Raw genomic sequence first — 18,162 nt, forward strand, 5'->3', positions numbered from 1 at the left:
TGGAACACTACAGTTACCACCCTACCGCATGTTTGCCGTCGTTTGCATTCTTTTGGGTACAACAGCGACTAAACGTCACCATACGAACACCTCAATGCTTTATGCATCAAATAATCTGCACTTGTGGAGGCGCCGCCTCCACAGAATTTTGTACCATGGATTAGCGTCTTCGACCATGGCTTTTAACTACGACCAAAGACACTAACCTATGGCACAAATCCGTAACCCATGACCGAATCTCCGGCTACGACAGGTAGGTGAGAGTTGGTTATGGGTTATGCCTTGTCGTCGATAGGTTAGTGTCTTCACGGCGGGTTAAAGACTCGCGGCGAAGACACTAACCTATCGAAAACCTCGGTCTAAAAAGCAGGCGGCCCCGAACGCTTATAAACATTCGGGGCCGCCTGCTGCGGTTATTCAGACCTTACGAGGCAATCTTCGCGATCTGGAACATGGACGCCGGCATTGGGCGGTCCAGCGACCAGCGAATATGCATCGGCTTAGAACCCTCGTGAGAAATGTATTTCACGGTGCCCAGGCACATGTAGGGGCTGGTGCCTATAGCATCTTTCTTGTTGCGGCGAACGAAAAGAACGATGCGGCGCCCCAACTCTTCATGATGCTGGAAGAGCTGACCCAGCTGACTTTCGGGAGTCGTTGCGTTCTGTGAATCCCACGCGAACTCCGAGGCGCTGATGGCGTAGTCCTTGTACATGGTGGTCGGTGAGAAGTGCTTTTCAGACTTCTCCAAATTCACTAGTAGTGCGGTGGTATTCGTCGGGTTGAAGGGTACGACACCGTTAACTGAGACGCCGGGGACCTTGAAGTTTTCCTCTTGGCCGCCCAGGCCTGCGAATAGTTCCTCACGGGAGTAGAGCGCGTGAGTGCGCAGGGGAATATCTTCGCCCTCAAAGAGCGGCAGGGTGGAGGTGGTGTCCGTAGCGGCGTTGAAGTTCCAGACGCTTTCTAACTCTTGCAGAATACCGCGGTTCTTACGCAGGGTTGCCAGGCCCTCGTCGAGGCTGAACTTCTCGGTAGAACCGTCCCACTTGGCGTAAGGCCAGATGGAGAAGAGGAGCATCCATGCGTGGCGGCGCTGTTCGTCGGTCATGTCCTGTTCCAGGACGTCCGTGTTCAGCAGCTCCAGGTAGGCGTTAATGCGGAACGTGTCGTGCACGTGCGTGAGCGCCTTGACGCGCTTATTCGTCTCGACGGATACGTTGTCCTGGAAAGGAAATACCAGGTCGGGGTACAGCTCACTCGCGGCCTGGAGGCTGGTCCAGGTTGTTGCGACGGGCTTAGTTACACCGGGCAGGGGTACCTTGCTGCTACGGCCGTAAATATGGGGTAGACCCATGCCGTAGCGGTTGATGAAGTCAATGACGGTGGGGCGAATGTCGGCGCCCGCGGAGTTTCGCCGCATATCTTCCAGGTAGCTTTTGGCTGTGTCGATAAGGGCATGCTGGTTCATGCGCAGGGACTCACGAATCTTCTGGATGACCTGCTTCTGGGTCAGCTCATCCAGGTGGAAGTGGCAACCGGCCGGCAGTTCGGGGCTCTCAATATCATCCACAGTCAGGGCACCTTGTCGCGCAAAAGCGCGGTACTTGCTGTGAACCATAAAGTTCTTGTTCTGGTGTCCCACAAAGTCGAGAACTGTCAGAACAGACTTCAACGGTGCACGGCGCAGGCCGCGACCCAGCTGCTGCAGGAAGAGTGTGAGCGACTGGGTGGGGCGCAGCATCAGGAGCGTGTCAATGCTTGGAATGTCGACGCCCTCGTTGAACAGGTCCACGGTGAAGATGGTCGTCAGCTCGTGGTTGTCATCCGCAAGATTCCCCATAACCTCGGCACGACGCTCGGCGGAATCCGTACCCACCAAGCAATCTGCTGGGATTCCTATTTCGTTGAACTTCTGGGCCATGTATTTGGCGTGCTTCACGCTCACACAGAACCCGAGCGCCTTCATGCGCAGGGGGTTGTCGACCTTCTCGCGTAGCTCCTCCACGATGATGCGCAGGCGGCGTTCAGCCTCGTCCTTGGTGTACAGGTTCTCCAGGGCGTTTTCGTCGTACCGGCCACCCCGAACGTTGATGCGGCGCAGGTCGGTGCCGTCGGCAATACCGAAGTACTGGAAGGGTACGAGGAGGTGGTCTTCGAGTGCGTCCCACAGGCGGATGGAGGTTGCCACGTAACCGTCAAAGTACTTGTCAGCGATGTTTACCCCGTCTTCTCGCTCGGGGGTTGCGGTCAGGCCAATAAATTCGCGGGGCTCAAAATAGTTGAAAACTTTGTCCCAGCTGGCGGCCTTAATGTGGTGGCATTCGTCCATGATGATGACGTCGAAATAGTCCGGTGCATAATTTTCGAGGGCGGCACCTGACAAGGTTTGAATGGTGGCAAAAACAGCCTCATTATATTCAGGCTTTTTGCCGCCGGTCAGGAGCTCACCGAAATTACCTTTAAGCATGACGTCGCCGAAAGTGCGGCGCGCCTGGTCAAGGATTTCTTTTCGGTGTGCAATGAAAAGCAGCTTCAGCTTTTTGCCGGACTGCTCGCAGAGGCGCCTGTAATCGAGAGCCGAGAACACAGTTTTGCCGGTGCCGGTTGCGGCCACGGCGAGGTTGCGGTGACGACCCTTAGAACGAGCGTTCTGCATTTCTTCAAGCATGCGCACCTGATGCGGGAACGGGTGCACATCCAGTAGAGACGAGTCGATATCGTACTCCAGGCCCTTGCTTTTACGGCCGGTAATATCCGCCTTGGCCAGGGCAGTGTCGAGCTCCTGTTTCTCCTTGTCAGAGGCGGTGTAAGAGGTGAAATCACCGCTCTTCCAGTAGCTTTCAAATAGGCCTTCAAACTGGCGGATCAGGCCGGGTGTAATCGGGTTAGAGATGCGAACATTCCACTCCAGGCCGTCAGTGAGCGCGGCACTGGACAGGTTCGAGCTACCCACATAGCCGGTGGACATGCCGGTATTGCGGTGGAACAGCCAAGCCTTCGCGTGCAGGCGAGTGCTGTCGCCCTGGTAGCTGATTTTCACCTCCGCACCGTACTCTTCAACGAGGCGGTCAATAGCCTTGCGGTCGGTCGCGCCCATGTAGGTGGTGGTAATAATGCGGAAAGGAATACCGCGATTTTTAATAGCTTTAAGCTGCTCACTCAAACTATTAACACCAGACATTTTCAGAAAAGAGCAGAGCAAATCTACACGGTCTGCACTTTCTAATTCTTTCTGAATTTCAGTATTGAGATTCAGGTCTTTAGAAGTATTCGTCATCAGAGCAACGTCGCTCAGAGGAATATCGGGGCGCGTAGTTTTTGCATCAGTGAGGGTGAGCTCGCGCATCTGAATTACGTTACTGTCGTCATCGGTCAGCAACGAATCGTTCTGCTCTTCGGCATCCTGCGGTAGGAGCTCCATCATGCGGTTGATGAGTTCCACCTGGTCGGCGGGGTTTTTGAGGCTTTCGAGGGCGGGAGCCAGTTGGGTAGCGAAGAACTGGGTGAGCAGTTCGGGGATGTTGTAGTCGTCTTTTTGGAGGATTTCTTCCTGCCATTGCGCGCCTTCGGGGATGGCGCGGCCCATGAGCGATGCGCTCTTGAGGTGTTCGTAGAGCCCCAGGGGGAGAGTTTCGTCAGTCGTGGTCATAGCAGCAGCCTAGCAGCCCGGGCGGTTTGCCGCTGCTTGGGTGGTCACCGGTTCACGGGGGAGGGGTGGTGGAATCCTGTAATTACAAAAATCCCGGCGGCTCCTGCATACATCCTTCCTCGAAAAGCCACATGTGTTTCGAGAAGCCACGTAATATGTTGCTTTTCGAAACACATGTGGCTTCTCGGCGATTAAACTCGGCGCACCAAACACCCCGCCCCGCACGCAGAACACACCAGCCCAAACGCTATTGATTCGCATCACACACCGGCGTTCTTAGGTATCCTTGGGGTAACACTCAGACAGAAGCCCGCCCTCCATCTCGAAAGGGGCCGCATGAAAACCTTCTGGACTAACCTACCCCTCACCATCCGCGCGGCAGTCATCTTCTGCTACGCCTACGCCGCGGTGCGCACCCTCAACCTCTTCTCTGAGGCAGGCACCGCACCGCTGACCCCGCGCACGCTCCTTGACGGTGCCCTCACCGCCGCGCTCGTCGTCGGCGCTCTCGCCCTGTACCTGGGTAACGCCCTGGGTGCCGCTCTACGCGCCCGGCGAGAAGGCTACGAGCCCCGCCCGGTCGGCATCATCGTCGCCTACGCGCTTTTCGTGGCGGTGTGCACCTACCTTATCTGCCGCCTCATCGCTTACACCGTGGAGGCGGGGCTCACCTGGCTCTTCCCGCCCGCCCTCGACCCGGTTCTGACCGCCGTGGGCATGGCTGTTCTTGGCGTGATTAACTATGTGCGCCTCGACCGCCGTACCCGCAAGGTCTGACCGGGGAGTTGCACCAGAAGAAATCCCTGTAATTACAAAAAATCTCCCGCACCGGGTGGAGCACACCTTCACGGCATGCCCCCCAGTGCGGGAGATTTCTATATCAACGGAACGCCGCAGCCTTCACGCTACAGCGCCGCGTGCACCTTACAGGCTCTGTGCCTGAATTGCGGTGATCGCAACAGTGTTGATGATGTCCTCAACGGTGGTACCGCGCGACAGGTCGTTCACGGGCTTACGCAGACCCTGCAGAACCGGGCCCACAGCGGCAGCACCCGAAGACTGCTGAACAGCCTTGTAGGTGTTGTTACCGGTGTTCAGGTCGGGGAAGACGAACACGGTAGCCTGACCAGCGACCTCGCTGCCGGGCAGCTTGGTCGACGCAATGGACATGTTCGATGCAGCGTCGTACTGAATCGGGCCCTCGACCGCGAAGTCGGGGTTCGATGCGCGCACGATCTCGGTTGCCTCGCGCACAACGTCCACGTCTGCGCCAGCGCCGGAGGTGCCGGTCGAGTAGGACAGCATAGCAACCTTGGGGGTGACGCCGAACTGGCGTGCAGTCTCTGCGGAAGCCTTCGCGATGTCGGCGAGCTGCTCTGCGTTGGGGTTCGGGTTCACTGCGCAGTCGCCGTAGACCAGAACGCGGTCTTCCATCAGCATCAGGAAGACGGAGGAGACGATCTTGGTGCCGGGGCGGGTCTTGATGAACTCGAGCGAGGGGCGGATGGTGTTCGCGGTGGTGTTCACAGCACCGGAAACCATGCCGTCGGCGATGCCCTTGTAGACGAGCATGGTGCCGAAGTACGAGGGGTCGGTCATGCGCTCGCGAGCAGCCTCAATGGTGACGCCCTTGTGTGCACGCAGCTCAGCGTAGGTTGCTGCGAAGTCCTCGGTGTACTCGTTGTTTTCGATGTCGATGATACGAACGGTGCTGGGCAGTTCGATACCTTCGGCCTGGCAAATCTCTGCGATCTTGGCGGGGTTGCCGAGCAGGATCAGGTCGCAGAAGTCGCGGCGTGCAATGATTTCGGATGCACGCAGGATTCGCACGTCGTAACCCTCGGGCAGGACCACGGAGCGGCGGTTTGCGCGTGCGGTCTCGATGAGGTTGTGCAGGAAGCGCAGCGGGGTCATGGATGCGGGGCGCTCAATTTCGAGGCGTGCGAGCAGTTCGTCCTTGTTGACGTGCTCGTCCCAGCCGCCCATTGCTGCTGCGAGCTTGCGCTGGTGGCCGCTTTCGAGGGCGCCGCGGACGCGGGAGACTGCGCGTGCAGACTTGAAGGTGTCCTTGGTGGTGGACAGCACGGGGAACGGTGCGTTGTCGATGAGGGAGCCGACTGCGGTGTTCTTGCCGGGCAGCGCGTCCAGGCCGCCGGTGAGCAGCACGCCGGAGGGTGCGGGGAAGGTCGGTGCCAGTGCGGATGCGAGGGTTGCTGCAACGATGTCTGCACGGTCGCCGGGGACGATGACGAAGTCACCGTCGACGAACTGGTTCAGGAAGTTGGAGACGTTCATTGCTGCGACCTTGATGCCGTGGATGTCGCGGCTGAGGTCTTCTGCCTTGATGCCTTCGGTGTCGAGCTTGAGGGCCTCGGCAACTTCACCGACGGTGGGTGCGTTCAGTTCGGGGATTTCGGGCAGTACGTAGACGGGCAGGTTTGCGTCGCCGCGCTTGACGGACTTTTCGATTTCGTCGCGCAGTTCGGGCTCGGCGCGGCCGACGATGATGGCGAGCAGGTCTGCCTTGGAGGCGAGCAGCTCGGTGCGTGCCACGTCAACGGCGGTGACTGCTTCTTCGACGGTTGCTTCCTGTGCGCCGACGATAGCGACGACGGGCAGGCCCAGGTCGCGTGCAATCTGGACGTTCAGGTCGAACTCGACGGAGAGTGCGTTAGCGGGCAGGTAGACGCCGTCGACGATTACGACGTCGCTGTTTGCTGCGACCTTCTCGTAGGCGGAGACTGCGCGTGCGGAGATCTCTTCAGTGTCGCCTTCTGCGATGAGTGCGAGGGCGTCGGGCATGGAGACGGCGCCGCCGACCTGCTCTTCGGCCAGGCCGAAGTGCTCGCGGATGAGGCGTGCGACGGGGTCGTCAGAGATGGTTGCACCGTCGAAGACGGGGCGGAAGAAGCCGACGCGGTCTGCGCGCTTGATGAGGGAGTCTGCTAGGCCCAGGGCGACGAGGGACTTGCCCGAGTTCTGGGACATAGCGGAGAGGTAAAGACCGGTGGTCATAGTTTTACTTTCCTTCTATGCGGATGTTCGGCGCTGGGTCCCGCGGCTGCGCAGGGGTGTATGTGCTCCTGTGCGCGGGTGCGTCGAGCTTATAGGTCATCTTCTATCTTAAGGCGTTGTGGGGGTGGCGCCTAACAGGGGGTGCGGTGCGCTGCGTCATGTGGGCGGATGCGCGGCTGTTGTTGGGGCAGGTTGCACGAATGTTTGTGCCGCCTCCCTGGTGTGGCTTGCCCGTCTAGGGGGTTGTTTACGGGTTGAGGATGCGCGTGTATCGTACGCTGTGGCCGGGTGCCCAGATGCCGCGTGCTTGGAAGTACACGCCTTCGTTGCGGTAGCCGAGCCGCTCGTAGAAGGAGAGCGCTCGTTCGTTTTCTGCCATGACCCACAGGTAGGAGTTTTCGTCCGGGTAGATGACGGATTCGTAGAGTGCCCGGCCGAGCCCGGTGCCGTGCGTGTGGTTGAGGGTGTACAGGTGCGTGAGTTTGCGGGTGCCTGCGGGCAGTTCGGTAAGGCTGTCGGCGCGTTCGAGTTCCCAGGAGGACTGCTCGCACAGGGAGAGCGCCAGGCCGACCGGCTTATCCCAATCGATGTGTGCGCCGATGGAGCAGGAGAGCCCACCGTCGGGGGTCCATCCGGGTACGTCGTAGGCGAAGAAGCCGCGCACGGTGGGGGAGGAGATGTGGCGGCGGAAGTCTTCGAGGTATTCGTTGCGTTCGGCGCGGTGGCGGGCGGTGAAGCTTTCCCCGAGCGCGTCGAAGTAGAGCGGGTCGTAGGTCTGCTCCATGCAGTCCAGCTGCAGGTTGACGTACTTTTCGGCGTCGGTCGGTTCAATCGGTGCGAGCGCGTAGCGGCCCTGACATACAAATCCCATGGGTTCTAGTCTACTCAGCCTGTTTCTGCGGAGGCGGTTCCCCGCGGGTGCGTACGCTAGGGGCGTGCGGGCTGTCGGCTAGGCTAGTCGGCTAGGCTAGAGGGTATGGCGAAAAAGAGCAGGGCACCGAAGAAATCCCAGAAGGCGCAGAAGCAGCAGAAGAACCGCATCGACGATACCGAGAGCACCCCCGTGCAGGGTGCTGCCGCTGGCGTGTACCCGATTTCCACGGGTGAGGCGGAGCTGGTCCCTGACGGCTACCACGCCGACGGCTGGCTCCTGCTCATTAACGGCGTGCAGTCTTCCCACGTGATTGTGGGCGAACCCCGCCAGCTGGATTTCGAGTACATGCGCTGGATTGCGGCGGTTGTCTCCTCCCACGTGGAGGAGCACCTGGATGCCGCTAAGCTGCGCATCACCCACCTGGGCGGCGGTGCGTGCTCCATGGCGCGCTATTTCGCTGACCTGTACCCGACCAGTCGCAACACGGTCGTTGAGCTGGATGCCAAGCTCGCCGAGTACGTGCGCGCCTGGTTCGACATCCCCAAGGCACCGCGCGTGAAGATTCGCGTGGGCGAGGCGGGTGCCGTCACCGCGACTTTCGCGCCTGCATCCCGTGACGTGCTGATTCGTGACGTGTTCGCCGGGGATACCACCCCCGAGGCGCTCACCACCGTGGAGTTCACCCGCACCGTCGCCGAGTCCCTGGCACCCGGTGGCCTGTACATCCTGAACTGCGGCGACGGGCCGGCGCTGACCGGTGCCCGCGCTGAGGCGTCCGCCCTGCTTGAGGTGTTTGAGTACGTGTGCATTGTGGCGGATTCGGCAATGTTGAAGGGCCGCCGCCGCGGCAACGTCATTATTGCCGGCTCGCACGCGCCCCTGCCGGAGGCGGGATCCGTGCAGGCTGCCGCAATCGCCCGTGAGCTTATGGGCGGAGGCGTGCCCGCCCAGTACTGGGACACCGCGCGGGTTCGTCAGTTCGTGAGGTAGCGGTTTTGGCGGTAGCTTACGTTCTTCAGTAATGACTTAAATTTTTCGACCATAGGTTAGCGACTTTGGTAGGGGCTTTTAACTACCGCCAAAGACCGTAACCTATCGCCCAATTCGGCGCCCCCTCCACGGCAGACGCTACTATAGTGGCATGCGATACACCTACCTCGGCCCCTCCGGCACCTTCACCGAATCCGCCCTGCTGAGCGTCCCCGGCGCAGCCGACGCCGAACGCATCCCCGCCACTAGCGTGCCCGACGCGCTCGCACGCCTGAACGCGGGCGAGGTGGACGCCGCCATGGTGCCCATCGAAAACTCCGTGGAGGGCGGCGTGAGCGCCACCCTGGACGCTATCGCAGCCAGCGAGGGTGTACGCATTATCCGTGAGGTGCTCGTGCCGATCCGTTTCGTGCTGGTCGCCGCGAAGCCCCTCAGCATTGAGGACGTCAAGACGATTTCCACCCACTCGCACGCCTGGGCGCAGGTGCGCGGCTGGGCGCAGGAGAACGTGCCCACCGCAGCGTACCTGCCCGGCTCCTCCACCGCGGCGGCGGCTGTCGGCCTGCTCGAAGAGGGCTGCACCTACGATGCGGCAATCTGCTCCCCGGCGCTACTGAACTACCACCCCGAACTGCACGTACTGCAGGACAACATCGGCGACAACAAGAACGCCGTCACCCGCTTCGTGCTGCTCTCCCGCACCGCCGATATTCCCGAACCGACCGGCTCCGATAAAACCACCCTGACCGTGCCGCTGCCCGCCAACCGCGCCGGCGCCCTGCTCGAACTGCTCGAACAGTTCTCCGTGCGCGGCGTGAACCTCTCCCGCATCGAATCGCGCCCCACCGGCGAAGGCATGGGCTCCTACTCGTTCAGCATCGACGCCGACGGCCACATCTACGAGGCACGCATGCGCGATGCACTGCGCGGCCTGCACCGCGTCTCCCCGACGCTGAAATTCCTCGGCTCCTACCCGCGCGCCGACCACGAAAACACCGAAGTCGACGCCATCCACTCCGACGGCTCCTTCGACGCCGCACACGAATGGGTCGAGTCGCTCTTCCCGAACGGCCGCCCCGCACAGCTGCAGCGCCACTAGCCGCCCCGCCGCTAGACACCCCCGCACCTACCCGCGCCCCACCAGCGCAAACCCCGCCCACAACCCACCGCAAGATTAGGTAGGATAAAACAGTGATTGATATTAACCTCCTCCGCGAAAACCCCGACGTCTTCCGCGCCTCCCAGCGAGCACGCGGCAAGGACGAAACCCACGTCGACCGCATCCTCGAAGCCGACACCGCACGCCGCGCACTCATCGGTGAATACGAGACCCTGCGCGCCGAACAGAACGCCTTCGGCAAGACCGTCGCAAAGGCACCCAAGGAAGAAAAGCCCGCCCTCGTCGCACAGGCGAAGGAACTCGCAGCCCGCGTCAACGAAGCAAAGGCAGCCTCCGAAGCGAAAACCGCCGAATACGAGGAACTGATCAGCAGCATCGAAAACCTCATCATCGACGGCGTACCCGTCGGCGGCGAAGACGACTACGTAGTTGTCAAGGAAGTCGGCACCCCCCGCGACTTCACCACTGAAGGCTTCGAACCGCGCGACCACCTCGAAATCGGCGAACTCGTCGACGGCATCGACATGGCACGCGGCGCGAAGGTCTCCGGCGCACGCTTCTACTTCCTCAAGGGCCAGGTAGCACGCTTGGAGCAGGCACTCATGTGGATGGCGCTCGACCTCGCAACCGAGCACGGCTTCACCATGATGACCACCCCCACCCTGGTACGCCCCGAAATCATGAACGGCACCGGCTTCAACGTCAAGCACGACGACGAAATCTACCGCCTCGAACGCGACGACCTGTACCTGGTCGGAACCTCCGAGGTGGCGCTCGCCGGCTACCACACCGACGAAATTCTCGACTTTGAGAAGGGCGCGAAGAAGTACCTGGGCTGGTCCTCCTGCTACCGCCGCGAGGCTGGCTCCGCAGGTAAGGACACCCGCGGCATCATTCGCGTGCACCAGTTCAACAAGGCTGAAATGTTCGTCTACTGCCCCGTCGAGCAGGCAGAAGAGATGCACGCAAAGCTGCTGTCCCTCGAAGAGGAAATGCTGCAGCGCTGCGGCCTCGCATATCGCGTGATTGACACCGCCGCAGGCGACCTGGGCACCTCCGCAGCCCGCAAATTCGACTGCGAGGCGTGGGTCCCCACCCAGGGCACCTACCGTGAGCTGACCTCCACCTCGAACTGCACCACCTACCAGGCGCGCCGCCTGAACATTCGCGAGCGCACCCCGGACACCGTGGACGAGGCAGGCAACGTGCGTAAGGGCCGCACCCGCTCCGTGGCAACCCTGAACGGCACCCTGGCAACCACCCGCTGGGTGGTTGCCCTCCTGGAGACTCACCAGCAGGCTGACGGTTCTGTTGTGATTCCTGAGGCTCTTCGCCCCTACATGGGTGGTGCCGAGGTTATCCCGGCAGTAGCTGCTGAGTAAGGGATTCCTGCTGGAGTGAGTCTCCACTCCGGCGGGGGATTTGGTACCTCGCGCGCTCGGAATCCCCCACCTCCGTCCCACCAGCAGGCAGACGGTTCTGTGCGTATTCCCGAGGCTCTTCGCCCGTACATGGGTGGCGCCGAGGTTATCCCCGCAGTAGCCGCTGAGTAAGGGAAACCCCGCCTGCTAAGGCGTATCAAAACCAGCTGAAAAACCCGCTCACCGCGTAAACGGTGGGCGGGTTTTTGCGTGGGCGGGTAGTCTAAGGACTATGCCTCTTTACCGTAAACTCCTTGGTGTTTCCGCGGCGCCCTCGCTACCTGCCTTCTCGAGTTTTCTCCGCGCGTGCGGGGATGAGCCTGGTAAACTAGTGACACACAACACAACACGCCCGTTTTCTCTGCGCATGCGGGGATGGGCCCGACCTCCAAGCCCGTTTTCCGAACGACGAACTTATTAACGAGGCCGTACACCTGAACTCGAATACCGAATGACTGGAAACATAATGGTGATCAATCACAAGCGACGGGGCGAAACACAGAGCGCTCCTAGCCTGCATCTGAGAGACATGCCCATCGAACACTTGTATGCGCGCTATCAAAGGATAGTGCGGAACCTGCCGAGACGGATTCGCTGGCTTGCTTTGGTATTCGCGCCAACGAGCACGAGTTTCACCGTCTTCACCGCTGGCCTACTGAATGTTGCAGGGGCTCTGATGATTACGGCAGGTATCGGCCAGGTAACGTCAGGTGAGAGGACCCCAGGCAGTGCAATTTGGTTACTCATCTTCGCTTTCCTGGCTGAAAGCCTAGGGTGCTGGGTGAAGGAACGCCAAGAGCTTATTCTCACGATCGCGGTTCGACAGCTCACATACCGCCGTTTCCGGGACATCTTTAGTAGGTCATCCCATCCGCCGGAAGCTCACGGGCATGTTCTCACATACCCAGGACAGATCAGCCAGTTTGCCTTCGTTGTTGATTTCGCCGTTTCAACCGTTCAGATTATTGCCTTTCTCGCGGCTTCGCTCGCGCTATATGGTGCAAGCGGCGCCATCGCTGCGTTGCTCATCACTGGATTGGTATTCGTCAGCGTCCGTCTCATCAACTTGGTGGGCCGACTATGGGAACAGTACGTCGCTCTAGAGGGAGAGCGTAGGCAGTGGATCCAGCGTGTAGCAAACGCGCTGCCTCGAGGGCAAAGCATCCCCAGCTGGGGTACCGCCCTAGACAAGGTCGCTAGCATCCGAAACACCGAAGAGCAGCTTCTGCGCAGACGGGTCCCGTTGCAGGTCCTGAATGGATTCCTTGAACGGGGAGCACTAACTGCGGTGCTCGCTGTGGTTGCGGTTCTCGGCGCGTGGCTCTGGCCATCCGCTCATTTCGGTATTGGAATTATTTTGGCAGCCCGCTACCTGTACGCAGCGGTGCAGAACAACATCGTAAACTATCGGGTTATTCGGCTCGCTGTGCCAATGATGCGTGAGCTCGACAAGCTCGAGTCGTCTCCAAATTGCACGGTTAAACAGCAGGACTTGGTGGGGCAGCCTTCAAATTCTAGAGAGGTGCTTGCATCTACGTCTGAGCGCGCTGAAGCATTGCGCACATCCGTGACCACCCCCGATTCTGCTTTCGTACCACGCAACCCGGAAGTGTCCCATTCGGTGTTGTCAGCGTGGCGAGCTTCTGCTTCGCCACATCAGGTATCCCGGTTCACTAGCCTCGCTTTAGGTATGGGGCTCACTGAGGATGTGATCGGGCGGTTCTGGCAAGACGCAACAACCTTGTCGTCAGGAGAGAGACACCGTGCTGCTGTCGCTATCGTTTTGGCAGACAAACCGGACTGGCTAATTTTGGACGATACGTTCGCAGCGCTTGATCCTGTAACACGAGAAGTGGTTGCCGAGAGGATCTTAGAGTGCGTGCCAACGTGCACACTTCTGGCAAGCTCGGAGGAGTACGTACCGAGTGCCTTCACCTCCGGCAATGATGCGAGGGTAGACCCTCTTGAGTTGCAGGCTCATAGCCCCGGGGCAGCTAAGGAGGCAGATGCTGGTTCGACGGATGTGAGCGAGGGACAGGACCTTCCTGACCCTGAGCCGAAGCGTGCCACATTCCGACGATCGGCCCTGTTGTTGTTTGGACCGCATTTGGTGTGGATTACGTGTGGCGCCCTACTCTTGAGCGGATCCGAAGTTGCTTTTGCATTGACGATTGCTCACAGTGATGGGCTGTCTGCTCAGGTTGCTGGAGTGTCAGCTGCTTGCGCACTGGCAGCAATTGTTGGGTCCGTCATGTTCTTTGGCCCGCTCTACTGGGCTCCCATCGCTAGGCTGAGCGATTTGCACGACCGGGTTATACGGAGGCTCGATCGATTCGCTAGTCCTAGAACAAGCGGTGCGGTCATGGGGCGGATGGGTGAAGACTTCTCCGACCTTCAGATGTCGGTGCCTAGCGCCCTGGGTTCGGTATTTATGGTCATTCTACAGACCTTTATGCTCATCGGAGGCGCAGTGGCTGGCGCCCCGCTGTTCATAATCGTTGTGTTGGCGGTAGCACCCCTAGCGATGCTTGCTATGCGTCAGGGTTCAAAGTGGATTCTCCCTGCCTCGACGACGGCTGCCAATCGCCGAGGTGACTTCATCGGGGTGGTTGGTGCCCAGGCTGGCTTACACGCTGCGCCCGTCAGTGCAGGGCTACGTCGGGCTGGAGAAGAAGCCTACGCTCATTCGGAGGCTGCATACGTCAGCAGCTCGATTCAGTTGGCGAACGCCTACGCACTGCGTACGGGACTGATTCAGTCGCTTGTGTTGTCACTGAATGTTTCTGCAGTGGTATTGGCACTGATGGTCGAAGGATCGAACTCAGTGGTTGCTCCCGCGGTCGTAATATATTTTGCAGTAACTCTGTCATCTGGCATCCAATCTACGGTGGAGACGCTGCAACAGGTTGGTGTAGTCAGCTTGACTGCGGAGCGTGTTCGGATGCTTGAAGAGTACCGGGCCGACCGTTCTTATCCGCCCGTGCGGTCTGCTGACCTGGCTCTGCTTGAGAGCGTTCTTGACTCTGGGTGTTCTATGGTTGCCTTGATTGGACCAACTGGCGCGGGGAAGTCCGTCATGCTTGATGCTCTATACCGCCGGTATCCCCAAGGCGAAGTGGTAATCGTACCAGATATCGATCCGTTCGCATCTGAAGCATCGAATTCGAGCGGGCTCATGCTTGCGCGTTCCGTGTTACGTGACGGCGCTGCCCGGCTTGTGTTGCTTGATGAGACCTTGAAGAGTCTCACTCCGTCAGAGGAGCGCACTGAGCTCGAATCGATGGCGTGCGCTATCGAAGGCAGTGACAAGCAGGTTGTGATTGTCCTTCACTCGCGCTCTAACCTTGCTTGGTTCAAAGAAGTGGTGAATTTAGATGCGTGAGCTGACCCAAGTACTACGTTTTTCTCCAAGAACTATCGCAGTAGCTGCTGAATAAGGGATTGCCCGCCTGCTAAGGCGTATCAAAACCAGCTGAAAAACCCGCTCACCGCGTAACCGGTGAGCGGGTTTTTGCGTGGGCGGGTAGTCTAAGAACTATGCCTCTTTACCGTAAACTCCTTGGTGTTTCCGCGGCGGCGGCGTTGACCGCCTCCGTCACTCGCGCCCGCAAGAACGCACGTCGCCGCGCTATCGAATTGGGTGCGCCCTTCGGCGTGCTGCCGAGCCTGCCCACCGGTGAGGCGCAGCGCGTGGGCGTGGTGTACAACCCGAGCAAACCCGGTGTTGCGGCGGCTATCGAGATTCTGGAACGTACCCTCGCGGCGAACGGTCACCCGCAGGCGCTGGTGCGCACCACCCGCGTGGACGAACCCGGCTTCGAAGCGGCGGGTGAGCTGATCGCTGAGGGTGTTGACCTGCTGATTGCTGCCGGCGGTGACGGTACGGTGCGTGCTGTGGCGGCGGCGCTGGCGCATCATGAGGGGCGCAAGCCGCGCCTGGGTATTCTGCCGATGGGTACCGGTAACCTGCTGGCGCGCAACCTGTATATTCCGGTCAGTGACGTGGCGGCGTGCATTGATATTGCGCTCAACGGTGCAGGTCAGACCGTTGATGCGATTGAGATGACGACGACGAGCACCCCCGGCGAAGAAACCGAACACACGTTCTTTGTAATGAGTGGTGCCGGCTTCGACGCGCTCGTCATGAATGACACGAACGAGGATATTAAAGCGAAGTTCGGGTGGGTGGCGTACGTGCAGTCCGGCATGAAACACATGCTGGGCAGGTCGCACCCGGTGAGTATCAGTGTGGACGGTGGGGAGCCCCGCATCTTGCCGATGCGTTCGGTGCTGATTGCGAATTGTGGCCGCCTGCAGGGCGGTATTCGTCTGGCGGATATGACGGACGTGAATGACGGCAACCTTGAGGTGATTGTGGCGTCCCCGCGTGACCTGGTGGAGTGGGGGCTGCTGATGGCGAAGGTGATGCGCCGTACGATTCTGGGTTCGCCGCGCATTGAGCTACCGGTGATTCGCCACCTGGTCGGGTCTGAGGTGGTGCTGGAGTTCCCGGATGGTGCGCAGCCGGTTGAGGTGGATGGTGACCCGGCACCGTCGGCGTACCGTATTAGCGCGCGGGTGCTGCCTGCCGCCGTGGAGGTGGCGGTTCACCCGGATGTGCTTTAGCTGGGGTGGTTTGCTTACTCGCGCCTGTTTTTTGAGGAATCGCCCAGGTGGGTGACGTATTCTCGGGAGTGTTGATGTATACACCGAGTACGTCAGGAGACAACCACCTATGAGCAACCAGCCCGCCCTTCAGCAAACCGCACCGTATCTTTCGCACCCCGCAGATTATCTGCAGGAGAAGCCGCACCGTGGCTTCTGGAAGACTGTTCTGCGTATCATCGCCTGGGGCATGTACGTTGTGAGCGTGCCCGTGTGTTTGATTGTAACGGGGGTTGTTATTGTCGGCCTGGTGTTGCTTGGCGGCTCGATTGATAACGTGATTCTTCACTTTGTGGTCATGCTGGTGATGCCTTTTGTGGCTCTGGTCCTTGGTTGTGTTGGGCTGTATTTCTTTGGTGTGAAGATTATTGGTGGTCTTTTCACGTATTCGCGGGCTGATAGCGAGGTGGAGGACCGCAGTGAGCGTTTTGTGATAGGTACGTACGAGCTCTTTGCTGAGATATTTTCGGGCCTCCCTGACATTGACTTCTTCTGACGGAGGCGGCGTCTAGGGTCTGAGCGAAAGTTAGCTCTGGACCCTAACCGCCTATATGTGACCTGGATTATGAAAGAAATCGCCGATTTTTCACTATTTCCTGAAAATCAGGGGGATAGTGAAAAAATTGGCGATTTTTTACACTATTTTTCTTACAGCCCACCTTGGTGCAGTCCTCACCTCTAAAGGCTACGACTCGGCAAAAATCCCGATAGCTAGTGGACCAACCCGCAAACGTAGGGGAGGGGCCGCACCAGAATGCGTCTTCTCCCCTGAGCTGTAGTTAAACAGAAAAGGCACCCATCGAGGGTGCCTTATGCGCAAGGTCCGAGCTTCGACCAGAATCCACCAGTACACCCCGCTACGGCTCACCCAGTATACTTCCCTGCCACGAAGTGGCAGTTACCTCAGGGTTCTTGTGTTACCTTGCTAGTTCCAACTATACCTAAGCTCTGAAAACACGACCAGTAACTAGGTTATTCCTAAAACCTAACAACCCGTCAGCCGGTCACGGGCACCGAAAAGAAAAGTACCCACCCAACTCCGCGCCTCCTGACCCCGTTAATGCTCTGATACCGCCCGCGATAAAAACCCCCGTTAAAAACACGGTCGGGGCCGTCTCGCACGCAGGCTCGAAAAGTGCGAGAATGGAGCAGAAAAGAAAACTACGAAAGAAGATACTTTCATGCTTATTCTCGTTGTGAACGCCGGTTCTTCCTCCCTGAAGTACCAGGTGCGTGACACCTCCCTGCCCGAGGCAGAGCAGATGCTGACCTCCGGCCTCGTTGAAAACATCGGCACCGACGTGCCCAACCACGAGGTCGCATTCGACATCATGTCTGAGAAGCTTGAGCCCGTCCTGCACGGCCGCGAGCTGCAGGCAGTCGGCCACCGCGTGGTGCAGGGTGCAGAGAAGTTCACCCACCCCGCCCTGCTCACCGAGGAAGTTGTCCAGCAGATCGACGACCTCTCCCCGCTGGCACCGCTGCACAACCCCGCACACGTTCAGGGTATGCGCGCAGCAATGCACAAGTGGCCCTCCCTGCCGCAGGTCGCTATCTTCGACACTGCGTTCCACTCCACCATGCCCGAAGAAGCATGGCGCTACGCAATCCCCTACGACCTGGCTGACAAGTACAGCATCCGCCGCTACGGCTTCCACGGCACCAGCCACGAGTACGTCTCCCACGTTGCAGCTGACATGCTCGGCATTGCACGCGACGAGTTCAACGGCGTTGTCGCACACCTCGGTAACGGCGCGTCCGTGACCGCTGTGAAGGGCGGCAAGTCCGTGGACACCTCCATGGGCTACACCCCGCTGGCTGGCCTGATCATGGGTACCCGCTCCGGCGACATTGACCCCTCGGCACTGACCACCATCCTGTCCCGTGAAGGCATTGACGGTGAACGCCTGGACACCATCCTGAACAAGGAGTCCGGCCTGCTCGCACTGGCTGGCTCCAACGACATGCGTAAGGTCGTTGAGGCTGCACAGTCCGGCGACGAGCGTGCACAGCTCGCACTGGACATGACCTCCTACCGCCTGATGAAGTACATTGGCGGCTACAACCTGGTTGTCGGCGGCGCGCAGGCACTGATCTTCACCGCAGGTATCGGTGAGAACTCCGGCGACTTCCGCAAGCTGGTCCTGGACCGCCTCGGCGCTCTCGGCATCAAGTACAACGAGGAAGAGAACGCTAAGCGTTCCCCCGAGCCGCGCGTGATTTCCACCGAGGATTCCGCTATCAAGGTGCTGGTCATCCCCACCAACGAGGAGAAGGCTATCGCTGAGGCTACCGAGGAACTCGTCAAGAGCCTCTAAGCCCCACGCACCCCGCCGTGTAGGCGGCTCAGCGTAAAGTAATCCGCCGCGGCACCCGTCCTGTACGGGTGTTGCGGCGGATTTCTTATGCCCGCAAGGCTGCGCGC

At 59.6% G+C, this 18,162-nt stretch carries 11 protein-coding genes; 8 read left to right on the forward strand and 3 right to left on the reverse strand.

Going from position 1 to position 18,162, the window contains the following annotated elements; translation table 11 throughout:
- Positions 1–424: 424 nt before the first annotated feature.
- Positions 425–3,652 carry a DUF3427 domain-containing protein gene (locus RWL87_RS07080; protein ID WP_313969379.1) on the reverse strand — a complete coding sequence of 1,076 codons (3,228 nt, stop codon included), beginning with the start codon at positions 3,650–3,652 and terminating at the stop codon, positions 425–427.
- A 336-nt stretch (positions 3,653–3,988) separates the two neighbouring features.
- On the opposite strand from RWL87_RS07080, the gene RWL87_RS07085 reads away from it, so the two are divergent.
- Entirely contained in the window at positions 3,989–4,429 is a 441-nt protein-coding gene (locus RWL87_RS07085) for a hypothetical protein (protein ID WP_313969380.1), read from the forward strand.
- A 147-nt stretch (positions 4,430–4,576) separates the two neighbouring features.
- Here RWL87_RS07085 and pta read toward each other — a convergent pair whose 3' ends face one another.
- The gene (pta, locus tag RWL87_RS07090) at positions 4,577–6,667 is read right to left on the reverse strand and encodes a phosphate acetyltransferase (protein WP_313969381.1); all 2,091 of its coding nucleotides are present in this window, start codon (positions 6,665–6,667) and stop codon (positions 4,577–4,579) included.
- A gap of 247 nt (positions 6,668–6,914) precedes the next feature.
- Entirely contained in the window at positions 6,915–7,538 is a 624-nt protein-coding gene (locus RWL87_RS07095; protein WP_313969382.1) for a GNAT family N-acetyltransferase, read from the reverse strand.
- Between the two features lie 105 nt (positions 7,539–7,643).
- On the opposite strand from RWL87_RS07095, the gene RWL87_RS07100 reads away from it, so the two are divergent.
- From RWL87_RS07100 to RWL87_RS07130, 7 genes are all read left to right on the forward strand, one after another.
- Positions 7,644–8,531: a fused MFS/spermidine synthase gene (locus RWL87_RS07100; RefSeq protein ID WP_313969383.1), complete on the forward strand. Its 888-nt coding sequence runs from the start codon at positions 7,644–7,646 to the stop codon at positions 8,529–8,531.
- 151 nt (positions 8,532–8,682) lie between these two features.
- Complete coding sequence (gene pheA, locus RWL87_RS07105) at positions 8,683–9,630, forward strand: prephenate dehydratase (RefSeq protein WP_313969384.1); 948 nt, start codon at positions 8,683–8,685, stop codon at positions 9,628–9,630.
- Positions 9,631–9,722: 92 nt separating this feature from the next.
- Positions 9,723–11,033 carry a serine--tRNA ligase gene (serS, locus tag RWL87_RS07110; protein WP_313969385.1) on the forward strand — a complete coding sequence of 437 codons (1,311 nt, stop codon included), beginning with the start codon at positions 9,723–9,725 and terminating at the stop codon, positions 11,031–11,033.
- A 568-nt stretch (positions 11,034–11,601) separates the two neighbouring features.
- Entirely contained in the window at positions 11,602–14,454 is a 2,853-nt protein-coding gene (locus tag RWL87_RS07115) for a hypothetical protein (protein WP_313969386.1), read from the forward strand.
- Between the two features lie 155 nt (positions 14,455–14,609).
- Complete coding sequence (locus tag RWL87_RS07120; protein WP_313969387.1) at positions 14,610–15,698, forward strand: diacylglycerol kinase family protein; 1,089 nt, start codon at positions 14,610–14,612, stop codon at positions 15,696–15,698.
- Between the two features lie 109 nt (positions 15,699–15,807).
- Positions 15,808–16,233, forward strand: a complete 426-nt coding sequence (locus RWL87_RS07125) for a hypothetical protein (protein ID WP_313969388.1) — start codon at positions 15,808–15,810, stop codon at positions 16,231–16,233.
- 685 nt (positions 16,234–16,918) lie between these two features.
- The gene (locus tag RWL87_RS07130; protein ID WP_049346241.1) at positions 16,919–18,055 is read left to right on the forward strand and encodes an acetate/propionate family kinase; all 1,137 of its coding nucleotides are present in this window, start codon (positions 16,919–16,921) and stop codon (positions 18,053–18,055) included.
- The last annotated feature ends 107 nt before the right edge of the window (positions 18,056–18,162 follow it).

Origin of the sequence: uncultured Rothia sp. (assembly GCF_963555405.1) — a bacterium.
Classification (GTDB): domain Bacteria; phylum Actinomycetota; class Actinomycetes; order Actinomycetales; family Micrococcaceae; genus Rothia.

What these genes read in the sequence shown, in the direction of transcription:
- RWL87_RS07080 (WP_313969379.1), bottom strand. Translation starts at nt 3,652, where the DNA reads ATGACCACGACTGACGAAACTCTCCCCCTGGGGCTCTACGAACACCTC.
- RWL87_RS07085 (WP_313969380.1), top strand. Translation starts at nt 3,989, where the DNA reads ATGAAAACCTTCTGGACTAACCTACCCCTCACCATCCGCGCGGCAGTC.
- pta (WP_313969381.1), bottom strand. Translation starts at nt 6,667, where the DNA reads ATGACCACCGGTCTTTACCTCTCCGCTATGTCCCAGAACTCGGGCAAG.
- RWL87_RS07095 (WP_313969382.1), bottom strand. Translation starts at nt 7,538, where the DNA reads ATGGGATTTGTATGTCAGGGCCGCTACGCGCTCGCACCGATTGAACCG.
- RWL87_RS07100 (WP_313969383.1), top strand. Translation starts at nt 7,644, where the DNA reads ATGGCGAAAAAGAGCAGGGCACCGAAGAAATCCCAGAAGGCGCAGAAG.
- pheA (WP_313969384.1), top strand. Translation starts at nt 8,683, where the DNA reads ATGCGATACACCTACCTCGGCCCCTCCGGCACCTTCACCGAATCCGCC.
- RWL87_RS07115 (WP_313969386.1), top strand. Translation starts at nt 11,602, where the DNA reads ATGCCCATCGAACACTTGTATGCGCGCTATCAAAGGATAGTGCGGAAC.
- RWL87_RS07120 (WP_313969387.1), top strand. Translation starts at nt 14,610, where the DNA reads ATGCCTCTTTACCGTAAACTCCTTGGTGTTTCCGCGGCGGCGGCGTTG.
- RWL87_RS07125 (WP_313969388.1), top strand. Translation starts at nt 15,808, where the DNA reads ATGAGCAACCAGCCCGCCCTTCAGCAAACCGCACCGTATCTTTCGCAC.
- RWL87_RS07130 (WP_049346241.1), top strand. Translation starts at nt 16,919, where the DNA reads ATGCTTATTCTCGTTGTGAACGCCGGTTCTTCCTCCCTGAAGTACCAG.